Consider the following 21851-nt stretch of genomic DNA (forward strand, 5'->3'; position numbering starts at 1 on the left):
ACAGGAGCATGGTGGACGTGAGTCGTCGATAGGGGCACGCCATGGCGGACAAGTCGAATAACTCATCCGGCGCCGCGCCCAGCGCGGACAGTCCGGCTTCGATCCGAAATGTGGTTCTGGTGGGGCCATCTGGCTCCGGCAAGACCACTCTGGTCGAGGCACTGCTGCTGCATGCGGGCGTGCTGACGCGGGCGGGGACGGTGCTCGACGGCACCACGGTCTGCGACCACGAGCCTGCCGAACTCGAGCAGCAGCGGTCGGTCGGGTTGGCGCTGGCCTCACTGCAGCACGGGCCGGTGAAGGTCAATCTGTTGGACACCCCCGGCTATGCCGATTTCGTCGGTGAGTTGCGGGCCGGGCTGCGGGCTGCCGACTGTGCGTTGTTCGTGATGGCGGCCAACGACGTGGTGGACGCTGCCACCAAGTCTTTGTGGCGGGAATGCACCGACGTCGGGATGCCGCGCGCCGTCGTGGTGACCAAACTCGACCACGCGCGCGCCAGCTTCGCCGGCGCCGTGGAGTCGGCGCAGGAATCTTTCGGGGACAAGGTGATTCCGCTGTATCTGCCCGACGGCGACGGGCTCGTCTCCCTGCTGGCGGACGACGCGACCCTGATCGAGGGCATCATCGAGGAGTCCGAGGACGAAACGTTGATGGAGCGGTACCTGAGCGGCGAACAGATCGACAACGCGGTGCTGGTTGCCGACCTCGAGCGCGCGGTGGCCCGCGGTTCGTTCTTCCCGGTGATCCCGATGTGCAGCACGACGGGGACCGGGGCAGCTGAATTGCTCGATGTCATCGCCCGCGGATTCCCCTCTCCCCCAGAGCATGTGCCGCCGCAGGTGTTCACGCCGGCCGGCGTGGAAAAGCCCGCGCCCGCCTGCGATCCCGCCGCACCCCTGTTGGCAGAGGTGGTGAAGACGACGTCGGATCCGTACGTCGGCAAGGTCAGTTTGGTCCGGGTATTTTCCGGCACCATCAGGCCCGACACGACGGTTCACGTGTCGGGCCATTTCAATTCATTCGCCGATTCGGCCGCCGGGTGCGCCGAGCACGAGGACCACGACGAGGACGAGCGCGTCGGGGCACTGTCGTTTCCGTTGGGCCGCAAGCAGCGTCCGGCTCCCGAGGTGATCGCCGGGGACATCTGCGCCATCGCACGACTGACCTGCGCCGAGACCGGAGACACCTTGTCGGACAAGGCTTCCCCGTTGGTGTGCCGGCCGTGGACCATGCCGGCGCCACTGCTCCCGATGGCGATCGTGCCGCACGCCAAGACCGACGAGGACAAGCTGTCGGTGGGGCTGGCCCGGCTGTCCGCCGAGGACCCGACGCTGCGCATCGAGCAGAATCCGCACACCCACCAGATCGTGTTGTGGTGCATGGGCGAAGCCCATTCGGCGGTGGTGCTCGACGCGCTGTCCCGGCGGTTCGGAGTCGCGGTCGACACCACGGAACTGCGGGTACCGCTCCGAGAGACGTTCGGCGGCAACGCGAAAGGGCACGGCCGGCACGTCAAACAGTCCGGTGGGCACGGACAGTTCGCGGTCTGTGACATCACCGTCGAGCCGCTGCCCGAAGGCGCCGGGTTCGAGTTCGTCGACAAGGTGGTCGGCGGTGCGGTGCCGCGCCAGTTCATCCCGAGCGTGGAGAAAGGCGTTCGCGCCCAGATGGATCGGGGCATCTGCGGCTACCAGATGGTCGACATCCGCGTCACGCTGCTGGACGGCAAGGCGCACAGCGTCGACTCGTCGGACTACGCCTTCCAGCTCGCGGGCGGGTTGGCGCTGCGTGAGGCGGCCGCTGCCGCGTCGGTGAATCTGCTCGAACCCATCGACAGCGTGCACATCGTGGTGCCCGACGAAATGGTCGGCGCGGTGATGAGTGACCTCTCGGGACGGCGCGGCCGCGTGCTGGGCACCGACACCGCCGGCGATTCCTGCACCGGCATCGATGCCGAGATTCCGGAGATCGAGCTGACCCGGTACCCGATCGAACTGCGGTCGTTGTCCCACGGCGCCGGGTCGTTCACCCGTTCTTTCGCCAGGTACGAACCGATGCCGGAGGCGGCGGCAGCGCGGGTCCGCTGATCGTGCAGTGATCCAGGCATTTGGCAAACCTGATCGTGACTGACATCACCTGATGTCATAGTGTCGTCAGATTCGTGCGCGCGTCAGCGGGCACCTGGGATGTCAAAGGGGACACCTGTGGGGACACAGTCGGGGCTCAGTCAGCGCAAATCCAATCGGTACCGCCTCGCGGTGCTTGCCGCCGCCGTGGGTATCGCAGCCGCGACCAGCCAAAACGTTGCCTGGGCCGAGACCGGGGCCAACGATTCGAACGGCAGCCCGACCAGCCAATCCGGACCCCAGAAGCCCGGCCCCGCCAAGCCCAAGCCGGCGAACACGGACAAGAAGGACCCGAAGAAGCCCGGGAAGAAGACCGGCAAGGACACCAGCAAGGACGCTGACAAGTCCGACACCAAGCAAGACACCGCCACTGATACGTCGGCCACCGACCCCGCCAAGTCAGGCGCGGAGCCGGAGGCCAAGCCGGACACAAAGCCGGACGTCAAGCCCGCCACCAAGCCGGCGAAACCCCCTGTCGCGCAAAAGGGCTCCGACTCGATCAAGCCCGCCGGCGACGGCAAGAAGGCACCGAAGCTCAAGCCGGCCACCGCGACCGCCCCCGCCAAGGACGCCGCGGTCGACGCCACCGCGGCCACCGTGGCCACGCCGCCGGCCGCTGCCACCAATACCCCCGCGCCGGCCAAGACGCCCGCACCGACCACGCGGCTGGCGGCCCTGTCCGCCACCACCAACACCGTCGGCACCCTGACAACGCCGACGCCACCGCAGCCGCTGAACCCGATCGCCAAGATCATCCAGCTGCCCGGACGCATCATCAACACCGTCCTGCAGGTGCTGGACCTGACGGTCGCGCAGACCGGCCCGAAGAGCCCGTTCAACTGGTCGCCCATCTCCGAGGCGCTGTTCGCGGGGTTCCGGCGCATCGAGGACATGCTCGGGCTGAGCAAGACCCCGACCTCGAAGCCCGTGGTGCCGGAGCTGACCTACACCGGCCCGACCAGCGGCGACACCCCGACGGTGGAGCAGTTCCTGAATGCGTCGGCCAACGCCTACGTGCTCGGGGCCCAGCCGGGTGATCTGAAACCGTTCACTGTCAACGGCTTTCAGATGCAGACCTTCAATCCGCTGTCGGGCGCCGTCGGCAAGGCCTGGGTGACGCCGGAGGGCCAGATCATCGTCGCCTACCAGGGCACGACTGGCGGCACCAATCTGCTGTTCCATCCGCTGATCGCGCTGTCGCAGATCTTCACGGACATGCAGGTCATCTTCACCCACACCACGCCGCAGGCGTTCTGGGACTCACTGGCGTTCGAGCGGAAGGTCGAAGCCGCGGCTCTCGAACAGGGCTACACCACCGACGACATCTTCGTGACCGGCCACTCGCTGGGTGGTTGGGAAGCCCAGTTCGTCGCACAGAAGACGGGCCGTGGCGGCATCGGCTTCGAGGGTCCCGGCCTGAACACGTCGGTCCCCGGCAACGGCATCAACTCGAACTTCGTCAACATCGAGACCTACGGCGACACCGCGGCGTACTTCTCCACCGACCTGCCGGGTCTGCAGCCCTTCATGCCGGCCTACGACCCCACCGGCGGCAGCAAGCCGCACTACGGCAACATCGTGATGATCGGTGACCCGGAGGCGGTGAACCCGCTGTTCAACGCGTCCGCGCTGTGGGGCCCGAACCCGATCAACAACATCATCTTCGCCGTCGACATCCTCGGTAACTTCTTCGAGCACCACCTGCCCGGCATGCAGGCCTACAACCTGGGCGTGGCACCGGATCCCGGTGTGGTGCCCTGGCTGGGCTCCTACACCGGGCCGATCAACGACTGGGGCGACCTGGACATCTACGAACTGCAGCACGCTGCGTCCGACGCGGGTGTCCTGATCGCCCCGTAGCACCAGACAATTCGGGCCCGATCTCCGTGTGGAGGTCGGGCCCGAATTGCATGCGTCAGAGCAGGCCGAGCAGCTGCAGATCGGTGATGTACTTGACGATCACCGGCGCAGTGACATGCGGAATGTCCTTGTCCGGGCCCAGCTTTGCGTCCTGCACCGCCTCGCGGAACACCACCACCGGGGCGATGGACCCGTTGTGCGGGTGCTCCGGCTTCTGGTAGTTGTGCAGCAGCGGCAGCAGTGACGCCTGGCGCTGCCGGTCCGGCAGTGCCCGCAGGGTGGTCTCGAAGCGGGCCAGCCATTCGGCGTAATCATCAACGCGGGCAATGGAATACCCGGCGTCGATCAGCCAGTCGACGAACTCGTCCATGCCCAGGCCGTCGGAGTGCGGGTTCATCACGTGATAGGTGACGAACTCGCCGGCGGGCCGCACGCCCAGGGCGTCGATGGCCTCGGCGATGAACTCGACGGGCAGCCCGTCGTAGTGCGCGGCCTGACGCTTGCCCTCGTCGTCCCGCTCGTAGAACGAGTACGGGGCGATACCGGTGGCCACCAACGAGAACATCATGCGGGTGAACATGTCGGGCAGGTTGAGCTGTCCGGCATAGCTGGTGTCGGCCAGGATCATGTCGCAGCGGAACACCGAAACCGGAAGGCCACAAAGATCATTGGCCTCACGCAGCAGCACCTCGCCGGCCCACTTGCTGTTGCCGTAGCCGTTGGCGTACCCGTCGTGCACGGCACGCACCGGGCTCATTGCGCGCACGTCCGCCTCTTCGGTGAACGTGCCCGGTGCCAACTGGTCACCGACGCCGATGGTCGAGACGTAGATGTACGGCTTCTGCCGGGTGGTCAGGGCGATGCGGATCAGTTCGGCGGTACCGAGTGCGTTGGGTCCGAACAGTTCGCTGTACGGCAGCACGTGGTTCACCAGCGCCGCCGGGTCGACGATCACGTCGACCTCGTCGGCGAGCCGCTGCCAAACCTCCTGCGGCAGACCGAGATTCTCGTCGCCCTTGTCGCCGGCGATCACCTCGAGGTGGTCGGCGGCCAGCGCCTGGTAGTGCGCCAGCAGCTTCGGGTCACCGGAATCGAACGTCGCGTCGAGACGGGCTCGGGCCTCTTCGTCAGACTTGGCGCGCACCAGGGCGATCACCTTGCCGTCGACCAGGTCCATCCGCTCCAGCCACTCCAGCGCCAGGTAGCGGCCCAGGAATCCCGTTGCGCCCGTGAGCAGTACGGTCCGCACCTCCGACGCGGGTGCCGGCAGCGACGGCGCCGCGGCCAGCGTGGCGGCGTCGATGAACTTGTCCAGCGTCAGGTCCGCGGCGCGCACCTCGACGGCGTTCTTGCCGTGCACCGAGCTGAAGCTGGGCCGCTTGGCGCCGCCGCTGCGTTCGTTCTCGATATAGGCCGCGAGCGCCGCCAGATCGTTGGCCGGGCTGACGATGATGCCGACCTGCACCTCGACGCCGAAGATCTCTTCGAGCAGATTGCCGAAGGTCAACGCGGACAACGAGTCTCCACCGAGATCGGTGAAGTGGGCGTCTGCCGACACCTCGCCGGACGCACCGAGCAGTGCACTGGCCGCGCGAATGACGGTCGGCAGCGCGGGGCCCTCGGCGCCGTGCTGGCGCAGCGCGCGCAGCTCATCGGCCTGTCCCGCAGCAAGACTCACGTAGAGGTCTTCCAGCGCCGGGCCGTAGTGCGCCTTGAGCTTCGGCCACGCCAGCTTGCGGATGCCCGTCAGCAGCCCGTTCTCCAACGAGAACGGTTCGGTCTCCACGATGAAGTCGCGGGGGATCTCGTAGGACTGCAGTTCGGCGGCCTTCGCCACTTCCTGCAGCGAGTCATTGATCCGCTGCTTCAGCTCGGCGGAATCCCAACGCGCCAAGGCGTCTTCGGTCGGCACCACCACGGCCAGCAGGTACGGCTGAGCGCTATTGCCGTAGACGTAGATCTGCCGGACCAGCGGGCTGTTGTTGCTGAACGCCGCTTCCAGCTTGGCCAGCGTGACGAACTCGCCCTGCGCCAGCTTCAGCACATTGTTGCGACGGTCGACGTACTGGATCTGGTCCGGGCCGATCTCGGCGACCACGTCGCCGGTGCGGTAGAAACCGTCCTCGTCGAACACGCTCGCGGTGACCTCGGGCCGCTTGTAGTAGCCCGGGAACAGGTACTCGGTCTTCACCAGCAGCTCACCGCGCGGGTACGGCTGGTCGGTCAGGTAGTAGCCCAGGTCGGGCACGTCGACCAGCTTGTAGTCGATGGTCGGCGGACGCTGGATGACGCCGTCGAAGAAGACCATGCCGGCCTCGGTGGAGCCATAGCCCTCCAGCACGTGGATGCCGAGGAACTTCTCGACCCAGGCCTTGAGCTCGTCGGTGATGGGCGCCGAGCCGGTCATCGCCTTGATGTAGCGGCCACCGATCAGGTTCTCCCGCATGTCGGCCATCACCTGCTGCTCGATGCCGTCCCGCTCCGCCTCGCCGGCACCGACCGGGACCAGCTTGTCGACGCGGCTCTGGAATTCCAGGTACAGCATCTCCCAGACGCGGGGCACCAGGTTCAGCTCGGTGGGGCGCGCCAGCGCGAAATCGTCGAGGAGAGTGGACAAGTCGCTCTTGGCGGCGAAGTAGACGATGCCGCCGTTGGCCAGGCTGGAGTACAGGATGCCGCGGCCCATGACGTGGCTCATCGGCATGAAGGCCAGGTTGATCGACGCCTCGCTCGGGCCGAACCACGCCGAGCTGGCCCGCCGCCAGAAGCTCGTCATGTTGCTCTCGGGGTACATCGCGCCCTTGGGGGCACCGGTCGAGCCGGAGGTGTAGATCAGCAGGGTCAGCGCGTCGGCCTCATCGAAGACCGGAGTCGGGACGGACGGCAGGTCGCGGCCGCGGGCCAGTACGTCGCCGAAAGTCTCGACGGTGACGTTCAGACCCGACAGTGCGGCCCGCGCCTCCTCGACGGCCTCGCGCTCGTCGTCGACCTCGGCGTGGTGGTCGAACACCACGAACCGGGCCGGGGCGGGGCCACCGACCGCGAGTTCGACGGCGTCGGCGACGTAGCCCGCGCTCACCGCGATCAGCACCGGCTCGGTCTCGGCGACGATCGGTAGCAGCGACGACGCCGCGGAGCTGGTCTGCAGCGGCACCGACACGGCGCCGATCTGTCCGAGCGCGGTGTCGATGACGGTGTAGTCGGTGCTGGTGAAGCCGAGGATGGCGACGCGGTCGCCGGCCTTGACGCCGTCCGCGTGCAGCGCGGCAGCGACGGCGCGGATGCGGTACCACAGTTCGCGGTAGGTGATGGTGTCGTATTTCGGCAGCAGCCTCGCGACGGTGCGGCCGTTCTCGGTGACGAACTCGACGGCGCGCTGGCCGAGGGCGGTCCGGTCGGCGTAGCCCTCGAGGACGGTCTGCACGATCTCGGGCAGTCGCATGCCGGGTTTTTCGACCGACTGGGCCACCGACTGGAGCGGTATGGCCGCGGCGAACTGCGGATCGTTGGCGGACAATTCGGTGATCCGGCGGGCAAGAGCGCTGTCGGCATGGTCAATCGACATGAAAAAACCTCACGAAAAATCGAAATATCGAATGGGTACGCCCCGTTGCATCCCCACTAATTGAATGACGCTGGCGCGGCCGCCGTTGTTCCGGCGACGGCCTGCCAGTTTCCTGTGTGTTCTAGAGCAGGCCGAGCAGTTGCAGATCGGTGATGTACTTGACGATCACCGGCGCACCGATGTGCGGAATATCTTTGTCCGCACCGATTTTCGCGTTCTGCACTGCGGCCCGGAACCGCTCGACTGGGGCGATGGACCCCGGCACCGGGTAGCTCGGCTGCTGGTAGTTGTGCAGCAGCGGCAGCAGCGACGCCTGGCGCTGACGGTCCGGCAGGCCGCGCAGACCCGTCTCGAACCTGGCCAGCCAGTCGGCGTAATCATCAACGCGGGCAATGGAATACCCCGCGTCGATCAGCCAGTCGACGAACTCGTCCATGCCGATGCCGTCGTCGTACGGGTTCATCACGTGGTAGGTCTCGAACGTCGAGTCGGACGCACCGGCCGCGACCTGCACGGCCAGCGTCGAGATGGACTCGGAGACGAACTCGACCGGCAGCCCGTCGTAGTGGGCGCGCTGGCGCTTTCCGTCGGAAGCCAGCTCGTAGAACGAGTACGGCGCGATGCCGGTGGCCACCAGCGAGAACATCATGCGGGTGAACATGTCGGGCAGGTTGAGCTGGCCCGCGTACGTCGTATCAGCCAGGATCATATCGCAACGGAACACCGAAACCGGAAGGCCGCAAAGATCATTGGCCTCGCGCAGCAGGACCTCGCCGGCCCATTTGCTGTTGCCGTAGCCGTTGGCGTAGCTGTCGTCGACCGACCGCACCGCGCTCATGACGCGCACATCGGCGTCTTCGACGAACTTGCCGGGCGCCACGCCGCCGCCGACCGCGATGGTCGAGACGTAGGCGAACGGCTTGATCCGCGTGGTCAACGCGATGCGGATCAGTTCGGCGGTGCCCAGCGCGTTGGGCCCGAACAGTTCGCTATAAGGCAGCACGTGGTTCACCAGCGCCGCCGGGTCCACGATGAAGTCAACGGTGTCCGCCAGTCGCTGCCAAACCTCCGGCGGCAGACCGAGATTGGCCTCGCCCTTGTCGCCGGCGATGACCTCGAGGTGGTCGGACAGCGACCGGTAGTGCTCCAGCAGCTTCGGATCGCCGCTGTCGAACGTCGCGTCCAGACGGGCCCGGGCGTCGGCGTCGGACTTGCCGCGGACCAGGCAGATGACCTTGCCGTCGACCAGGTCCATGCGCTCCAGCCATTCCAGTGCCAGGTAGCGACCCAGGAATCCGGTTGCGCCCGTGAGCAATACGGTGCGTACCTCGGACACCGGCCCGGGCAGGGACGGTGCCGCGGCCAATGTCGCGGCGTCGATGAACTTGTCCAGCGTCAGGTCTGCGGCCCGCGCCTCGGTGGCGCCGCGGCCGTGCACGGTGGAGAACGTCGGACGCTTGCTGCCTGGCGCGCGCTCCCCTTCGATGTAGGCCGCCACACCCGCCAGGTCGGTGGCCGGGCTGACGATCACGCCGACCGGCACCTCGACCTCGAAGATCTCCTCCAGCAGGTTGCCGAAGGTCAACGCCGACAACGAGTCTCCGCCCAGGTCGGTGAAGTGGGCGTCGCCCGCGACGTCGGAACTGGCCGCCCCGAGCGTGGCGCCGACAGCGCGCAGCACGGTCTCGAGCACCGGCGCGTCGGACGCCCGCAACGAACGCAGCGCGCGCAGTTCGGCGGCCTGCCCCTCGGCCAGTTCGGTGTACAGCTGCTCCAGCTCGGCGCCGTAGCGGGCCTTCAACTTCGGCCAGGCCAGCTTGCGCACACCGGTCAGCAGCCCGTTCTCCAGTGAGAACGGTTCGGTCTCGATGATGAAGTCGCGGGGAATCTCGTATGACTGCAGCCCGGACTCGCGGGCCGCTGTCTGCAGTGCATCGGCCAGTTCGGGACGCAAGGCCTCCGGAACGCCGGCGCCGCTCAAAGCTTCCGAAGTAGGCACGATCACCGCCAGCAGGTACGAGCGAGAACTGTTGCCGTACACGTAGATCTGACGGATCAGCGGGCTGGTGCCGAAGGCCGCTTCGAGCTTCGACACCGTCACGAACTCGCCCTGCGCCAGCTTCAGCACATTGTTGCGGCGATCCAGATACTGCAGGTGATCGGGGCCGAGCTCGGCGACGATGTCGCCGGTGCGGTAGAAGCCGTCCACGTCGAAGACGTCAGCGGTGACGTCGGGCCGCTTGTAGTAGCCCGGGATCAAATCTGTTGATTTCAGGAGCAATTCGCCACGCGGATGCGGCCGGTCGGTCGACAGGTAGCCGAGCTCGGGTACGTCGATCAGCTTGTAGTCGATCACCGGCGGGCGGCTCAAGTGGCCGCTGATCATGACGCCGCCGGCTTCGGTCGAGCCGTAGGCCTCCATCAGCTCCAGCCCGAGGAATTTCTGCACCCAGGCCTTGAGCTCCGGCGAGATCGGAGCCGATCCGGTCATCGCGACGAGCTGCCGCCCACCGATCAGGCTGAGGCTGCGTTCGTCGAGCACCTGCTGCTCGGAGACGCCGTCCATCACCCGGCGGTCGACTTCGCTCTGCACCTCCTGGTGGATCATCTCCCAGACCCGGGGCACGAAGGTCATCTGCGTCGGCCGGACCAGCGCGATATCCTCCAGCAGGGTGGACAGGTCGCTCTTCGCGGCGAAGTAGACGGTGCCGCCGTGGGCCAGCGTGCGGTAGACGGTGCCGCGGCCCATCATGTGGCTCATCGGCAGGAAGCTCAGGACGATCGACGGCAGCGCAGGCTGCTGATGCGTCAGCCCGGTCCGCCACGCGTTGGCGACGAGCCGCTCGGGGTACATGGCGCCCTTGGGGGTGCCGGTGCTGCCGGAGGTGTAGATCAGGACCAGCAGCGGGTCCGGATCCGCTGAGACGACGGGCTCGACCGTCGGGAGCGCGGTGCCGCGCGTCACCAGATCGGCAAGAGTCTCGACAACGATGCCGCGCTCTGCCAACTGCGTCGCGGCCCGTTCGACGGCCTCACGCTCGTCATCGACCTGGGCGTGGAGGTCGAACACGACCACGCGCTTGACGGCGGGACCCGAGCCCGAGACCAACTCGACGGCCTCGTCCAGGAACTTCACGTCGGCGAACAGGGCGACGGGCTCGGTCTCGTCGAGGATGGGGCGCAGCTGCTCGGCGGGTGCGCTGGTCTGCAGCGGGACGGCGACGACGCCGGCGCGCGCCAGCGCGGTATCGATGATCGTAAATTCGGCGCTCGTGAAACCGAGCATGGCGACGCGGTCGCCGGCGGCGACGGCATCGGGTCCGGTGAGCAGGGCGTTGCCGATGGCCTTGATCTGCCGCCAGGCCTCGCCATAGGTGATGGTGTCGTAGCGCGGCAGCAGCCGGGAGACGGTGCGGCCGGCGTCATCGGCGACGTATTCGACGGCGCGCTGCCCGAGAGCGGGCCGGTCGGCGTAGGCCGCCATGACAGCGCTGATCATGTCGGGCAGCCGGATTCCGGGCTCGTCGAGGGCGGCGCCGACAGCGGCGAGCGGCCGGGCGGCGGCAAGTTGCGGGTCGGTGGCGCAGAGGTCAGCGATGCGCTGCGTCAGCTCGTCAGTAAGTGCGGTTTCTTCGTTCGACATAACAACCTCATCAATTAGTTCACCAGCGTCGCCACATACAACGTTAGCAAAACTAACGATATGCCCGGGTTGGCTGTGTGACAAACCACACCACTGAGGTCAGCGTTCTGAGGTCGGTTGCACCTGCTGCGGTGCGATCGGCGGCGCCACCTTCGCGCCCGCCTGCGTTTCGTACGCGCCCTCGTCTCGACCGAGGGCAATGGTCGCCGCCGCCATGGCGCCGATGGACACCACGAGCGCGACGGCCTCGACTCCAGTTGTGTCGAAGCCCTCGCCGAGAACCAGGGCACCGAGGAGAACGGCCACCACCGGTTCCAGCACGAGCATGGTCGGCACCGAGGTCTGCAACGCGCCGGCATGGAACGCGGACTGCTGCAGCACGGTCGCCACCGCACCCAAGATGATGAGCAGGTATGGAGCCGGCGTCGTCAGCAAGCCGAGCCAGCCCCGGTGCTGCAGGATCGCCATGAAGATCTTGGTCACCACCGCGACGACACCGAACAGCACGCCGACACCGACGGCCAGTAGCACCGCACGCTGCCAGCCGTCGCACCGCACCGCCAACAGCACGCAGCCGATGATCACCGCGGCGCACACCGCGGCGACCAGAACGATAACCCCTGGTGAGGCCAGGTGTTCGTCGCGCTCCGGCCGGGCCAGGACGACGAATCCGGCGAGCCCGATGGTCAGCAATCCGGCCCACAGCCATTCGCCGCGGGTCACCCGGCGGTGCGCCTGGTGCGCGCTCAGCGGCAGCGCGAAGAGCAATGCCGAGACCAGCAGTGGCTGCACCATCAACAGGGATCCGTGCGCCAGGGCCAGAGCCTGGAAGACATAGCCGGCGACAGCCGCGCCGGTCCCGGCCCACCACAGTCGGCGGCTCAGGAGCGTCGACAGCATGACGACGCTGACGCCATGTTCGGGCGGCACGTCGATGGTCGCGCGCTGGCGCACCACGATGCCGACGGCCGCACACACGGCCGCGCACAGGGCGAACAGCACCACAAGTCCGTGTTCGATCAACGGAGGCGTCCGATCGGCGTGGCCGCGTACCGCGCCGCAGGCGTCACCGGAAACGTCACGCCCAAAGGGTAGTCGAGCGGGACTGTCCGTCCCACCCGCGAGCCTCGGCCAGCCAATCCAGCTGCCAACACATTTACCGTTACCTTAAGTTTCCCTTATTTTTCTTAACTTTGAGGTACGGTCGAAGCCATGCACCCCAGGATCGCGCTCGTCACCGGAGCTTCCCGCGGCATCGGAGCCGCCGTGGCTCAACAGCTCGCCGGGCCGGACACCCATGTCCTGGTGAACTATCGGGAGAAGGCCAAGCGCGCCAACGCCGTCGTCGACGGCATCCGTGCGGCCGGCGGGCGAGCCTCCACGATCGGCGCCGACGTGTCCGACGCCGCTGCCGCCAAAGCCATGATCGACCGGATCGACAGCCGGTTCGGGCGCCTGGACATGCTGGTGCTCAACGCCTCCGGTGGCCTCGAGTTCGGCGCCGCGCCCGACTACGCGATGCGGCTGAACCGCGACGCGCAGCTGCGGCTCGTCGACCTGGCGCTCCCCCTGATGCCCGCCGGTGCGCAGATCGTGTTCGTCACCAGCCACGAGGCCCACTGCTATCCGCACCTGCCCGTGCCCGACGACTACGTGCCGATCGCGGCCAGCAAGCGGGCCGGTGAAGACGCGCTGCGGGCACTACGCCCCGAATTCGACCGGTGCCGAATCGGATTCACCGTCGTCTCCGGCGACATGATCGAAGGCACGATCATCGCCCGGTTGTACGAACGTCGCGATCCCGAGGCGGTCGGCGCCCGCCGCAGCCAGGGACCGCTGCCGACCATCGAGGAATTCGCCACCGCGATCACCATCGCCGCCGCCGGGCGCGACCTGCGCGACACCGTGTACGTGGGAGGCGAGGACCATCTGGTCCGGCCGGCCTGATCAGGGCTCGAGCAGAACCTTGATGGCCGTGCGCTGATCCATCGCCGTGTACGCGTCGGCGACCTGTGCGAGTGGCAGGGACAGGTCGAACACCCGGCCCGGCTCGATGGCGCCGGACAGCACGTCGGGCAGCAGTTCGGCGAGGTAGGGGCGGACGGGCGCAATGCCGCCCGCGACGTGGATGTTGTTGCTGAACAGTTGCTGCATCGGCAGTTCGGGCGCGCCGGCCGGCACCCCGACGAACCCCAGATAGCCACCGGGACGGACCGCCCCGAGTGCCTGGTGCATCGAATCCTTGGTGCCGACGCACTCGAGCACGGAGTCGGCCCCGACACCGCCGAGCAGTTCCTCGATGGCCGCGATCCCGTCATCACCGCGTTCGGCGACGATGTCGGTGGCGCCGAAGGTCCGGGCCAACTTCTGCCGGTCTTCGTGCCGCGACATCACGATGATCCGTTCCGCACCAAGGCGTTTCGAGGCCAGCACGGCGCACAGCCCGACGGCGCCGTCGCCCACGACCACCACGGTGGCACCGGGTTGCACGTTCCCGGACCGCGCCGCATGGTGACCGGTGGACATGACGTCGGCCAGGGTCAGCAGGTGCGGGAACAGTTCTGCGTCAGGCGATTCCGGCACTACGACAAGAGTGCCGTCAGCGAAGGGCACCCGGACGTACTGTCCTTGGGCCCCGTCGAGCGGCTCGCCGGTCTTGGCGGTGCCGCCCCACACCCCGAAGTTGACGCACGAGGTGGTGATCCCGTTGCGACAATGCACGCAGGTGCCGTCACTGTCGGTGAACGGCGAGATGACGAAATCCCCGACGCGCACATTCCTGACCTCGGCGCCGACAGCTTCCACGATCCCGATGAACTCATGTCCGATCGGATGTGGCGCAGGCGTCGGGCGCACCCCGCGGTACGGCCACAGGTCCGAACCGCAGACGCAGGTCCGCACCACCCGGACCACTGCGTCGCCCGGTGACTGAATCTGCGGATCAGGGCGCTCCTCGAATCGAATATCGCCCGGCCCGTGGATGATCGTGGTCTGCACGGTTGTCCCGCCCTTTCAGGAGTCGAATCCGACCCCTGAGTCTTGCCGATCTAGCCCGTCGGCGCGAGCACCAACCCGCCGGTGACCGGCGGGGCAGCCGCCGCAGCAGGCGCCGGGACCGCGGCCGGAACCGCAGCGGGAACGGCGGCAGGAGCCGCAACAGGCACAGCCGCAGGGGCCGCAGCAGGTGCTGCCATCGCAACCGGCGCCGGGACCGCGGCAGGCGCGGGCACAGGAGCCGGGGCAGGCGCAGGGGCCGGCGGCGGAACCGGAGCACCGACACCCAGCACGCGCAGCAGATCAGGCTTCATGGCCTGCAGCTGCTGGCCCCAGTAGCCCCAGCTGTGAGTGCCGTCCTTCGGGAAGTTGAAGACCGCGTTGCGGCCGCCGGCCTGCTGGTACACCTTCTGGAAGTCCCGGTTCGAGCTGATCGTCAGGTTCTCCAGGAACTGGGCGCTGTACAGAATTCCCATGTCACCCGGGGTGTCGAGGTCGGACGGCGTGCCGTTGCCGCAGTACACCCAGATGGCGGTGTTGTTGGCCACCAGCTGCTGGACGTTGACGGTCGGGTCGTTGCGCCGCCACGCCGGGTCGCTGGCGATGCCCCACATCTGGGTCGGGTTGTAGCCGCCGGCGTCCTTCATGGCGAAGCCGATCAGGGTGGGCCACAGGCCTTGCGACGGGTTGAGGAAGCCCGAGAGCGAGCCGGCGAAGATGAACTGCGCGGGGTGCCAGGTGGCCAGGGTCAGCGCCGAGCCACCCGACATCGACAGACCGACGACGGCGTTGCCGGTCGGCTGCACGCCGCGGTTCGCCGCGAGCCAGGCCGGCAGCTCCTGGGTCAGGAACGTCTCCCACTTGTAGGTGGTGACACCGCCCGAGTTGGTCGCGGGCTGGTACCAGTCGGTGTAGAAGCTGGACTGTCCGCCGACGGGCATCACCATCGAGACGCCCGACTGGTAGTACCACTCGAACGCGGCGGTGTTGATGTCCCAGCCGCTGGCGTCGTCCTGGGCGCGCAGACCGTCGAGCAGGTACACCGCGTGCGGCCCGCCGCCCTGGAACTGAACCTTGATGTCGCGCCCCATCGCGGGTGACGGAATGTTCAGCACCTCAACCGCTTTCGCGGCAGCATGCGCCTGCGGCAGCGCCGCGGGCATCGCCATTCCCGGGACCGCCAGGGCGGCGACAGCCGCCACCGCGAGTCGCCGCAGTTTCACGCCGATATTCCTGCCAACCAGAGTCGCCAACACGAGTGAAAACTAACGCCGGGCCGACGCGGCCCCGGTGACCAACGCGCCACGTGATCGCCTTGTTATCAATGCGTTTGGCTATCGAGTCCGGAACATCTCACGCCATGCCGTGATCGGTGCCATCGCCGACGACGGTGACGTCGGCGGTCGTGCACGGCTCCTGGTGCCAGTCGCCGAACGGATCCGGGTACCCGGACCAGGTGTCCTGCGCGGCGAATTCCTCGTCGGTGAGCAGGGCGTCGTTCAGCGCGGCGGTCACGTCAGCGGGCCGCGCACCGCACACCAGGATCGCCATCGCGGTGTGCCGGTCGCCGAATTCGTTGTCCCACATGAGGTCTGCCAGGGCTCGTCGCTCGCGGTCCAGGTAGGCCGCTTCACTGACGGTCATCGCGGCGATCCATCGGCCGGCGTTGCTGACGCGCAGGCCACCACCGGCCGACTCCAGCCACATGACGTGGTCGGGCCGGTTGGCCAGCCACATCCGGCCGCGGGTCCGGATCACGCCGTCCAGGAGGTGATCGATGGCGTCGTGCAGCCGCTCGGGGTGGAACGGCCGGCGCGAGTTGAACTCGACAAGCTGAACGGGCCCTTCGGGATTCAGGCTGGGCTGCCCGGCCAGCAGCGGCCCGTGCGGCTCGTCGGCGCGACCCAGCCGGGCGTCCGGCCACACGGTGCGCAGCGCTTGATCAACCAATGCGGGCTCGGTGATGAGCTGCGCTCGCGGCGCGAGTCGGCGGCATACCGCGAGCAGGACGGGTTCGGCATGGGTCATCACCAGGACGTCGGCGAATTCGGTCTGCCCCACGGCCACCTGCGCGACGGTCCGGCCGTCGGGCAGCTCGTCGTCGCCCAGCGCGTCGGTGAGCCAGTCGGCGGCCTCGATGCACGTCACCACGCCGGCGATCGCCACGTCCCGCGCGGCCGGCCCGTCGATGTACCCGGGGCCGACGTGCACCCGAACGTGGTTGATGGCCCAGCAGATCGGCTCGGGTTCCATCCACGGCTCCAGGTGGACGACGATTCGGTGGACGTCGTCGCGCCGGTGCAGCAGGCGCAGGTAGATCAGCAGGTCGTTCCGGACGGTGCAGGACACGCAGCCGTGGGCCAGCTCCAGAGCAGCTTCCGTCTCGTTCACGATGCCGTGCGGTGCCGTGATGGTGCGACGGCGCACGACGTGACCGTCGAACTGGTGCTCCACGAGCACCGTGCCCGGCACCTTCACTAGTTCCTCGGTCACGTATCCGGTCGGTCCCTGACCAGCCACGACGATCACCGGCGTCCTCATCGCCACCCCTTATCGACAATCATTTTCAAATCTGTTGCCGTCACGCTACAGTGGCGACCGGCACTTGTCGAAAATGATTTTCATTAAGGATGGAGCATGTCAGCGCACTGCCAGGTCACCGGGCGCAAGCCCGGCTTCGGCAACACGGTTTCGCACTCCAACCGGCGCACCTCGCGCCGGTGGAACCCGAACATCCAGAGCAAGACCTACTACCTGCCCTCGGAAGGCCGGAGCGTCCGGCTCCAGGTCAGCGCCAAGGGGATCAAGGTGATCGACCGGGACGGCATCGAAGCCGTGGTGGCCCGGCTGCGCCGGGACGGGGTGCGAATCTAGATGTCCCGCACCGATATTCGTCCTGTGGTGAAGCTGAAGTCCACCGCGGGCACCGGCTACACATACGTCACCCGCAAGAACCGGCGCAACGATCCCGATCGGTTGGTACTGCGCAAGTACGACCCGATCGTCCGCAAGCACGTCGACTTCCGAGAGGAGCGCTGACCATGGCCAAGAAGTCCAAGATCGCCAAGAACGAGCAGCGCCGGCTGACCGTCGCCCGCTACGCCGAGCGCCGGGCCGAGCTCAAGGCAATCATCAAGTCCCCGTCGAGCACTGTCGACGAGCAGTCCACCGCCATGCGGGAGCTGGCCCGCCAGCCACGCGATGCCAGCGCGGTGCGGGTGCGCAACCGCGACGCGGTCGACGGCCGTCCCCGCGGCCACCTGCGCAAGTTCGGTCTCTCCCGCGTCCGGGTGCGTGAAATGGCGCACGAAGGACAGCTGCCCGGTATCCGGAAAGCGAGCTGGTGATGGCCAAGCGCAAACCCACCCGGCGACCGACCGAGGCGAAGCGTCCGGTCAAGAACATGCTGACCAAGCTCGGCGTGGACCAGCTCGATTACAAGGACACGGCGAACCTGCGGCTGTTCATCTCCGAGCGCGGCAAGATCCGGTCCCGGCGAGTGACGGGCCTGACGGTCCAGCAGCAACGGCAGGTTGCCACCGCGATCAAGAACGCCCGGGAGATGGCGCTGCTGCCCTACCCCGGGATCAACTGAACATCGTCAGCAAGGCCTGGGTGCGCCACATCGTCAGCCCGGCGAACAGCACCAGCAGCACTGCGGTCACCGAGATCAACGCCAGGAGTCGTTGCCGCGCAGGCACATACGCGAAGACCGCCGCCACCAGGGTGCCGGTGACCAACCCGCCGACGTGACCCTGCCAACTGATCGACTGCGAGCTGACCGCGGGCAGCACAAAGGTGATCACCAGGTTGATGACGATCAGGCCGACAATCCCGCGGACGTCGAGCTGCAGCCGGCGGAACAACACGAACGTCGCGCCGAACAGGCCGAAAATCGCGCCCGACGCGCCGGCCGTCGCCGAGTTCAGCGGCGACAGCAGGTACACCAGCACCGAGCCGCCCAGGCCGCTGAGGCCGTACAGCAGCCCGAAACGCAAGCGCCCCAGCCACTGTTCCAGCTGCGGCCCGACGGCCCACAGCGCCCACATGTTGAACACGATGTGCGCCAGGCCGTAATGCAGGAAGGCCGACGACGCCAAGCGGTAGTACTGGCCGTCGGCCACGGCGGGCGGCCACAACACCAGGTCCTGCTGCATCTGCGTCGAGGTGTGCTGCAGCACGAACATCACCACGTTGACCGCGATCAGCGTGTAGGTGACCAGCGCGCCCTGGGTGATCCGTCCGCCGAAGTGGGTCCGGGCCTGACGCACCGACCGCTTGCCTTCGTTGACGCACTCCGGGCACTGCTGGCCCACGGCGGCCGCGGTCATACAGTCCGGGCAGATGGGTCGTGCGCAGCGGCTGCAGCTCACGTACGTCGGGCGGCTGGGATGCCGATAGCAGGTCGGCGTCGGGGCAGTCATCATCTTCTCCGGACTACAGCCGCCACAGGGCTTCCTGGCTGGTGCTGGCGATCAGCACCCCACCAGTGTCGTACAGAGCTCCGGCCACCAGCCCGCGGGAGTCGGTGTTGTTCAGCCGGGTGACCTCGTAGCGGTGCCAGTCCCGCGGGACGAAGGGCCGGTGGAACCACACCGCGTGGTCCAGGCTGGCGGCGAAGCCCTGACGCAGATCCGTGCCGTCAGGCCGCGCGACAGGCACCGGCCCGAAGTCGGACATGAAGGTCAGCGTGCACGCCCGGATCAAGGCGTCGTCTTCGATCTCGTCTTTGGTGCGGATCCAGAACGGAGGCACTGCGAAGGCTCCGACGTCTTCGGGCCGTACCCGAATATCGAAGAAGTCGGCGACAGTCAGGCTCGGCGCTTTCGGCACGGCCGTATCGAACTCGACACCCAGGACTTCGGGGCGCTGCCAGTCGGCGCCGGGTTCGGGGACGTGGAACGACGCGATCATCTCCAGGATCGTCTTGCCGTCCTGTTTCGCAGTGACGCGCCGCGTGTCGAACGACCGGCCGTCGCGAGTCCGTTCCACGTGAAACTCCACGTCGATGCCGTACTGGCCACCGCGGACGAAGTAGAGGTGCAGCGACTGCGGGAGCTTGTCCGGCTCGACGGTGCGGCCGGCCSCACCGAGCGCCTGCGCGGCGATCAGCCCGCCGAACAGGGACCGTCCCGGCCCTTCGGTGGGCTGCGGTGCGATGAAGGTGTCGCCGTCGCGCGCAAAGTCGAGGAGCTGGGCAATCCAGCTGGGCGCAGTAGAACTCATAAAGCGGCAGCGTATCTATCAGCCCAATACGCGACGCGCCTAGGCTGACAGCCATGGTTCAACGCCGCGGATTCAATGACACCGTCACCCGTTTCTGGGGTTTCGCCGCTCCCGCCTACGACACCGAGGTGCTGCAGCGATTCGTCTACCAGCCAGCACAGGACGAGGTCCTGGCCCAGCTGCGCGCGCACGATTCCCTGACCATCGCCGATATCGGCTGCGGCACGGGTATTTTCGCCGATCGGATCGAACGTGAGCTGCATGCCGTCGTGACCGGCGTGGACATGTCCGAGGGCATGCTGGCCCAGGCCAAGGCCCGGTCATCGAAGGTCACCTGGCTCACCGCACCCGCCGAGGAGTTGCCGTTCAACGACGGCGCGCTGGACGCGGTCGTGACGACGTCGGCGTTCCACTGGTTCGATCAGCCGGCGGCCCTGCGCGAATTCCACCGGGTGCTCAAGCCGGGCGGTATCGCGGCCGTCACCACCATCAGCCCGCGGCAGGTGCTGCCGCTGCACGCGCTGTCGTCGCACCTGCTGAACCCGGCACACAACCCGACGCCCGCGGAGATGAAGGAGCTGTTCGAGGGCGCCGGGTTCACGGTCTCGGAGCAGCACCGGGTGAAGCGGCCGGTGTGGACGCTCATCGTGTCCGACCTGCTGACCGTCGGAACGAAGTAGCCGGGCATGCCCGATCTGCATCCCGACGTCGCGGTCCTGGCCCCGCTGCTGGGCACCTGGGCGGGCACCGGCGCCGGCGAGTACCCGACCATCCCCTCGTTCGACTACCTCGAAGAGGTCACCTTCGGGCACGTCGGAAAGCCCTTCCTGGCCTACAGCCAGCGCACCCGCGCAGCCGATGACGGACGTCCACTGCACGCCGAGACCGGCTACCTGCGGGTGCCCGCGCCCGGGCGCATCGAGTGGGTGCTGGCCCACCCCACCGGCATCACCGAGATCCTGCAGGGCACGCTGAGCACTGATGGCGAGTTCGTCCTGGACCTCGCCACCACCGACATCGGGCGCACCGACTCCGCGAAAGAGGTTGACGCCCTGCGTCGTTGGTTCCGGCTCGACGGAGACACGTTGAGCTACAACGTCCGGATGGCCGCCGTGGGCATCCCGCTGCGCCACCACCTCGCGGCAGTTCTACATCGGAAGGACGCATGACCGAGCCTCAAACCGGCCGTATTCGGGTACCGACCGACCTGGACTCGGTCACGGCAATCGGAGCCGAGGATCACTCGGTCGTCGATCCCCAAGCGGTGGAACGTATTTGGCAGTCCGCACAGCACTGGTACGCGGCGGGTATGCACCCGGCCATCCAGGTGTGCCTGCGCCAGAACGGTCGGGTGGTGCTCAACCGCGCGATCGGTCACGGCTGGGGCAACGGGCCGGACGATCCGGTCGACGCCGAGCAGATCCCCGTCGGCGTCGACACCCCGTTCTGCGTGTACTCGGCGGCCAAGGCGATCAGCACGACGGTGGTACACATGCTCGTCGAGCGCGGTGAGCTCGATCTGGACGCCCGCGTCTGCGACTACCTGCCGACGTACACCAGCCACGGCAAGGACCGCACCACCGTGCGGCACGTCGTGACCCACAGCGCCGGGGTTCCGCTGGCCACCGGCCCGCGGCCGGACCTCAAGCGGATGAACGACAGCGAATACGCCCGCGAGATGCTGGGCAATCTGCGGCCGATCTACCGGCCGGGCCTGGTGCACATGTACCACGGTCTCACCTGGGGGCCGCTGATTCGCGAGATCGTCTCGGCCGCAACGGGTCGCAGCATCCGCGACATCCTGGCCACCGAGATCCTCGACCCGCTGGGCTTCCGCTGGACCAATTACGGTGTTGCGCCCGAAGACGTTCCGCTCGTCGCGCCGAGCCACGTCACCGGCAAGCCGCTGCCCGCACCGATGGCGGCAGCCTTCAAGAAGGCCGTCGGCGGCACCCCGAGCCAGATCATCCCGTTCAGCAACACCCCGGACTTCCTGACCAGCGTCGTGCCGTCGTCGAGCACGGTGTCGAATGCCGTCGAACTGTCCCGTTTCGCCGAAATGCTTTGTCGCGGCGGGGAACTCGATGGAGTTCGAGTCGTCAAGCCGGAAACGCTGCGCGCCGCGACCACCCCGTGCCGGCGCCTGCGGCCGGACATCGCCGTCGGACTGATGCCGATGCGCTGGGGCACCGGATACATGCTGGGCTCCAAGCGATTCGGCCCGTTCGGCCGGGGCGCCCCTGAGGCCTTCGGACACACCGGGCTGACCAACATCGCGGTATGGGCCGACCCGGAGCGGAATTTGGCCGCGGCCGTGGTCAGCAGCGGCAAGCCCGGCGGGCATCCCGAAGCCAACCGGTACCCGGCGCTGCTCGACGCGATCGCCAGAGAACTCCACTAAACGCCGAATGGCCAGTTACGGCACGCAATTCAC

The 21851-nt window shown here is 67.5% G+C and carries 18 protein-coding genes; 10 read left to right on the forward strand and 8 right to left on the reverse strand.

The window, feature by feature from the left end; genetic code table 11:
* Positions 1-41 precede the first annotated feature (41 nt).
* Both AC1U2B_RS04505 and AC1U2B_RS04510 read left to right on the forward strand, forming a co-directional pair.
* Positions 42-2090, forward strand: a complete 2049-nt coding sequence (locus AC1U2B_RS04505; RefSeq protein ID WP_480215846.1) for an elongation factor G — start codon at positions 42-44, stop codon at positions 2088-2090.
* Positions 2091-2207: 117 nt separating this feature from the next.
* Positions 2208-3989 carry a hypothetical protein gene (locus AC1U2B_RS04510; RefSeq protein ID WP_480215847.1) on the forward strand — a complete coding sequence of 594 codons (1782 nt, stop codon included), beginning with the start codon at positions 2208-2210 and terminating at the stop codon, positions 3987-3989.
* A gap of 55 nt (positions 3990-4044) precedes the next feature.
* Here AC1U2B_RS04510 and car (AC1U2B_RS04515) read toward each other — a convergent pair whose 3' ends face one another.
* The 3 genes from car (AC1U2B_RS04515) to AC1U2B_RS04525 form a co-directional block, all read right to left on the reverse strand.
* A complete protein-coding gene (gene car, locus AC1U2B_RS04515) occupies positions 4045-7554 on the reverse strand; it encodes a carboxylic acid reductase (RefSeq protein WP_480215848.1) in 3510 nt (1169 codons plus the stop codon).
* Between the two features lie 121 nt (positions 7555-7675).
* Entirely contained in the window at positions 7676-11197 is a 3522-nt protein-coding gene (gene car, locus AC1U2B_RS04520) for a carboxylic acid reductase (protein ID WP_480215849.1), read from the reverse strand.
* 99 nt (positions 11198-11296) lie between these two features.
* The gene (locus AC1U2B_RS04525) at positions 11297-12220 is read right to left on the reverse strand and encodes a DMT family transporter (protein ID WP_480215850.1); all 924 of its coding nucleotides are present in this window, start codon (positions 12218-12220) and stop codon (positions 11297-11299) included.
* A gap of 189 nt (positions 12221-12409) precedes the next feature.
* Between AC1U2B_RS04525 and AC1U2B_RS04530 the strand changes: the two genes are divergently transcribed.
* The gene (locus AC1U2B_RS04530; RefSeq protein WP_480215851.1) at positions 12410-13144 is read left to right on the forward strand and encodes an SDR family oxidoreductase; all 735 of its coding nucleotides are present in this window, start codon (positions 12410-12412) and stop codon (positions 13142-13144) included.
* Here the strand turns inward: AC1U2B_RS04530 and AC1U2B_RS04535 are convergent, their stop codons facing one another.
* The 3 genes from AC1U2B_RS04535 to mrf all read right to left on the reverse strand — a co-directional run bounded on the left by AC1U2B_RS04535 (position 13145) and on the right by mrf (position 16732).
* Positions 13145-14194, reverse strand: a complete 1050-nt coding sequence (locus AC1U2B_RS04535; RefSeq protein WP_480215852.1) for a zinc-dependent alcohol dehydrogenase family protein — start codon at positions 14192-14194, stop codon at positions 13145-13147.
* A 50-nt stretch (positions 14195-14244) separates the two neighbouring features.
* Positions 14245-15360 carry an esterase family protein gene (locus tag AC1U2B_RS04540; RefSeq protein ID WP_480216058.1) on the reverse strand — a complete coding sequence of 372 codons (1116 nt, stop codon included), beginning with the start codon at positions 15358-15360 and terminating at the stop codon, positions 14245-14247.
* Positions 15361-15544: 184 nt separating this feature from the next.
* Entirely contained in the window at positions 15545-16732 is a 1188-nt protein-coding gene (gene mrf, locus AC1U2B_RS04545; RefSeq protein WP_480215853.1) for a ribosome hibernation factor-recruiting GTPase MRF, read from the reverse strand.
* 96 nt (positions 16733-16828) lie between these two features.
* Here mrf and rpmB point away from each other — a divergent pair, with 96 nt between their 5' ends.
* Genes rpmB through rpsR form a run of 4 tightly spaced genes read left to right on the forward strand, consistent with a single transcriptional unit; the run spans position 16829 to position 17786 of the window.
* The gene (gene rpmB, locus AC1U2B_RS04550; RefSeq protein WP_043985481.1) at positions 16829-17065 is read left to right on the forward strand and encodes a 50S ribosomal protein L28; all 237 of its coding nucleotides are present in this window, start codon (positions 16829-16831) and stop codon (positions 17063-17065) included.
* The gene (rpmG, locus tag AC1U2B_RS04555) at positions 17066-17230 is read left to right on the forward strand and encodes a 50S ribosomal protein L33 (RefSeq protein ID WP_260935191.1); all 165 of its coding nucleotides are present in this window, start codon (positions 17066-17068) and stop codon (positions 17228-17230) included.
* A 2-nt stretch (positions 17231-17232) separates the two neighbouring features.
* A complete protein-coding gene (gene rpsN / locus AC1U2B_RS04560) occupies positions 17233-17538 on the forward strand; it encodes a 30S ribosomal protein S14 (protein WP_133759129.1) in 306 nt (101 codons plus the stop codon).
* Complete coding sequence (gene rpsR / locus AC1U2B_RS04565) at positions 17538-17786, forward strand: 30S ribosomal protein S18 (RefSeq protein ID WP_260935187.1); 249 nt, start codon at positions 17538-17540, stop codon at positions 17784-17786. Before rpsN ends, rpsR begins: the two co-directional genes overlap by 1 nt.
* Here the strand turns inward: rpsR and AC1U2B_RS04570 are convergent.
* On the reverse strand, positions 17779-18615 hold the full coding sequence (locus tag AC1U2B_RS04570) for a rhomboid family intramembrane serine protease (protein ID WP_480215854.1): 837 nt from the start codon (positions 18613-18615) through the stop codon (positions 17779-17781). The genes rpsR and AC1U2B_RS04570 overlap by 8 nt on opposite strands.
* A gap of 13 nt (positions 18616-18628) precedes the next feature.
* Positions 18629-19417 carry an acyl-CoA thioesterase gene (locus AC1U2B_RS04575; RefSeq protein WP_480215855.1) on the reverse strand — a complete coding sequence of 263 codons (789 nt, stop codon included), beginning with the start codon at positions 19415-19417 and terminating at the stop codon, positions 18629-18631.
* A 53-nt stretch (positions 19418-19470) separates the two neighbouring features.
* On the opposite strand from AC1U2B_RS04575, the gene AC1U2B_RS04580 reads away from it, so the two are divergent.
* From AC1U2B_RS04580 to lipE, 3 genes are read left to right on the forward strand one after another with little or no spacing between them, the layout of a single operon-like run.
* Complete coding sequence (locus AC1U2B_RS04580; protein ID WP_480215856.1) at positions 19471-20097, forward strand: class I SAM-dependent methyltransferase; 627 nt, start codon at positions 19471-19473, stop codon at positions 20095-20097.
* A 6-nt stretch (positions 20098-20103) separates the two neighbouring features.
* Positions 20104-20586 (forward strand): peroxynitrite isomerase, encoded by a 483-nt coding sequence (locus AC1U2B_RS04585; RefSeq protein WP_260972159.1) that lies wholly within the window; start codon positions 20104-20106, stop codon positions 20584-20586.
* The gene (gene lipE, locus AC1U2B_RS04590; RefSeq protein WP_480215857.1) at positions 20583-21818 is read left to right on the forward strand and encodes a lipase LipE; all 1236 of its coding nucleotides are present in this window, start codon (positions 20583-20585) and stop codon (positions 21816-21818) included. Before AC1U2B_RS04585 ends, lipE begins: the two co-directional genes overlap by 4 nt.
* Positions 21819-21851: the final 33 nt, after the last annotated feature.

The organism is Mycolicibacterium sp. P4_G11, from assembly GCF_056555145.1.

What these genes read in the sequence shown, in the direction of transcription:
- AC1U2B_RS04505 (WP_480215846.1), top strand. Translation starts at nt 42, where the DNA reads ATGGCGGACAAGTCGAATAACTCATCCGGCGCCGCGCCCAGCGCGGAC.
- car (WP_480215848.1), bottom strand. Translation starts at nt 7,554, where the DNA reads ATGTCGATTGACCATGCCGACAGCGCTCTTGCCCGCCGGATCACCGAA.
- car (WP_480215849.1), bottom strand. Translation starts at nt 11,197, where the DNA reads ATGTCGAACGAAGAAACCGCACTTACTGACGAGCTGACGCAGCGCATC.
- AC1U2B_RS04530 (WP_480215851.1), top strand. Translation starts at nt 12,410, where the DNA reads ATGCACCCCAGGATCGCGCTCGTCACCGGAGCTTCCCGCGGCATCGGA.
- AC1U2B_RS04540 (WP_480216058.1), bottom strand. Translation starts at nt 15,360, where the DNA reads ATGGCGATGCCCGCGGCGCTGCCGCAGGCGCATGCTGCCGCGAAAGCG.
- mrf (WP_480215853.1), bottom strand. Translation starts at nt 16,732, where the DNA reads ATGAGGACGCCGGTGATCGTCGTGGCTGGTCAGGGACCGACCGGATAC.
- rpmB (WP_043985481.1), top strand. Translation starts at nt 16,829, where the DNA reads ATGTCAGCGCACTGCCAGGTCACCGGGCGCAAGCCCGGCTTCGGCAAC.
- rpmG (WP_260935191.1), top strand. Translation starts at nt 17,066, where the DNA reads ATGTCCCGCACCGATATTCGTCCTGTGGTGAAGCTGAAGTCCACCGCG.
- rpsN (WP_133759129.1), top strand. Translation starts at nt 17,233, where the DNA reads ATGGCCAAGAAGTCCAAGATCGCCAAGAACGAGCAGCGCCGGCTGACC.
- rpsR (WP_260935187.1), top strand. Translation starts at nt 17,538, where the DNA reads ATGGCCAAGCGCAAACCCACCCGGCGACCGACCGAGGCGAAGCGTCCG.
- AC1U2B_RS04570 (WP_480215854.1), bottom strand. Translation starts at nt 18,615, where the DNA reads ATGACTGCCCCGACGCCGACCTGCTATCGGCATCCCAGCCGCCCGACG.
- AC1U2B_RS04580 (WP_480215856.1), top strand. Translation starts at nt 19,471, where the DNA reads ATGGTTCAACGCCGCGGATTCAATGACACCGTCACCCGTTTCTGGGGT.
- AC1U2B_RS04585 (WP_260972159.1), top strand. Translation starts at nt 20,104, where the DNA reads ATGCCCGATCTGCATCCCGACGTCGCGGTCCTGGCCCCGCTGCTGGGC.
- lipE (WP_480215857.1), top strand. Translation starts at nt 20,583, where the DNA reads ATGACCGAGCCTCAAACCGGCCGTATTCGGGTACCGACCGACCTGGAC.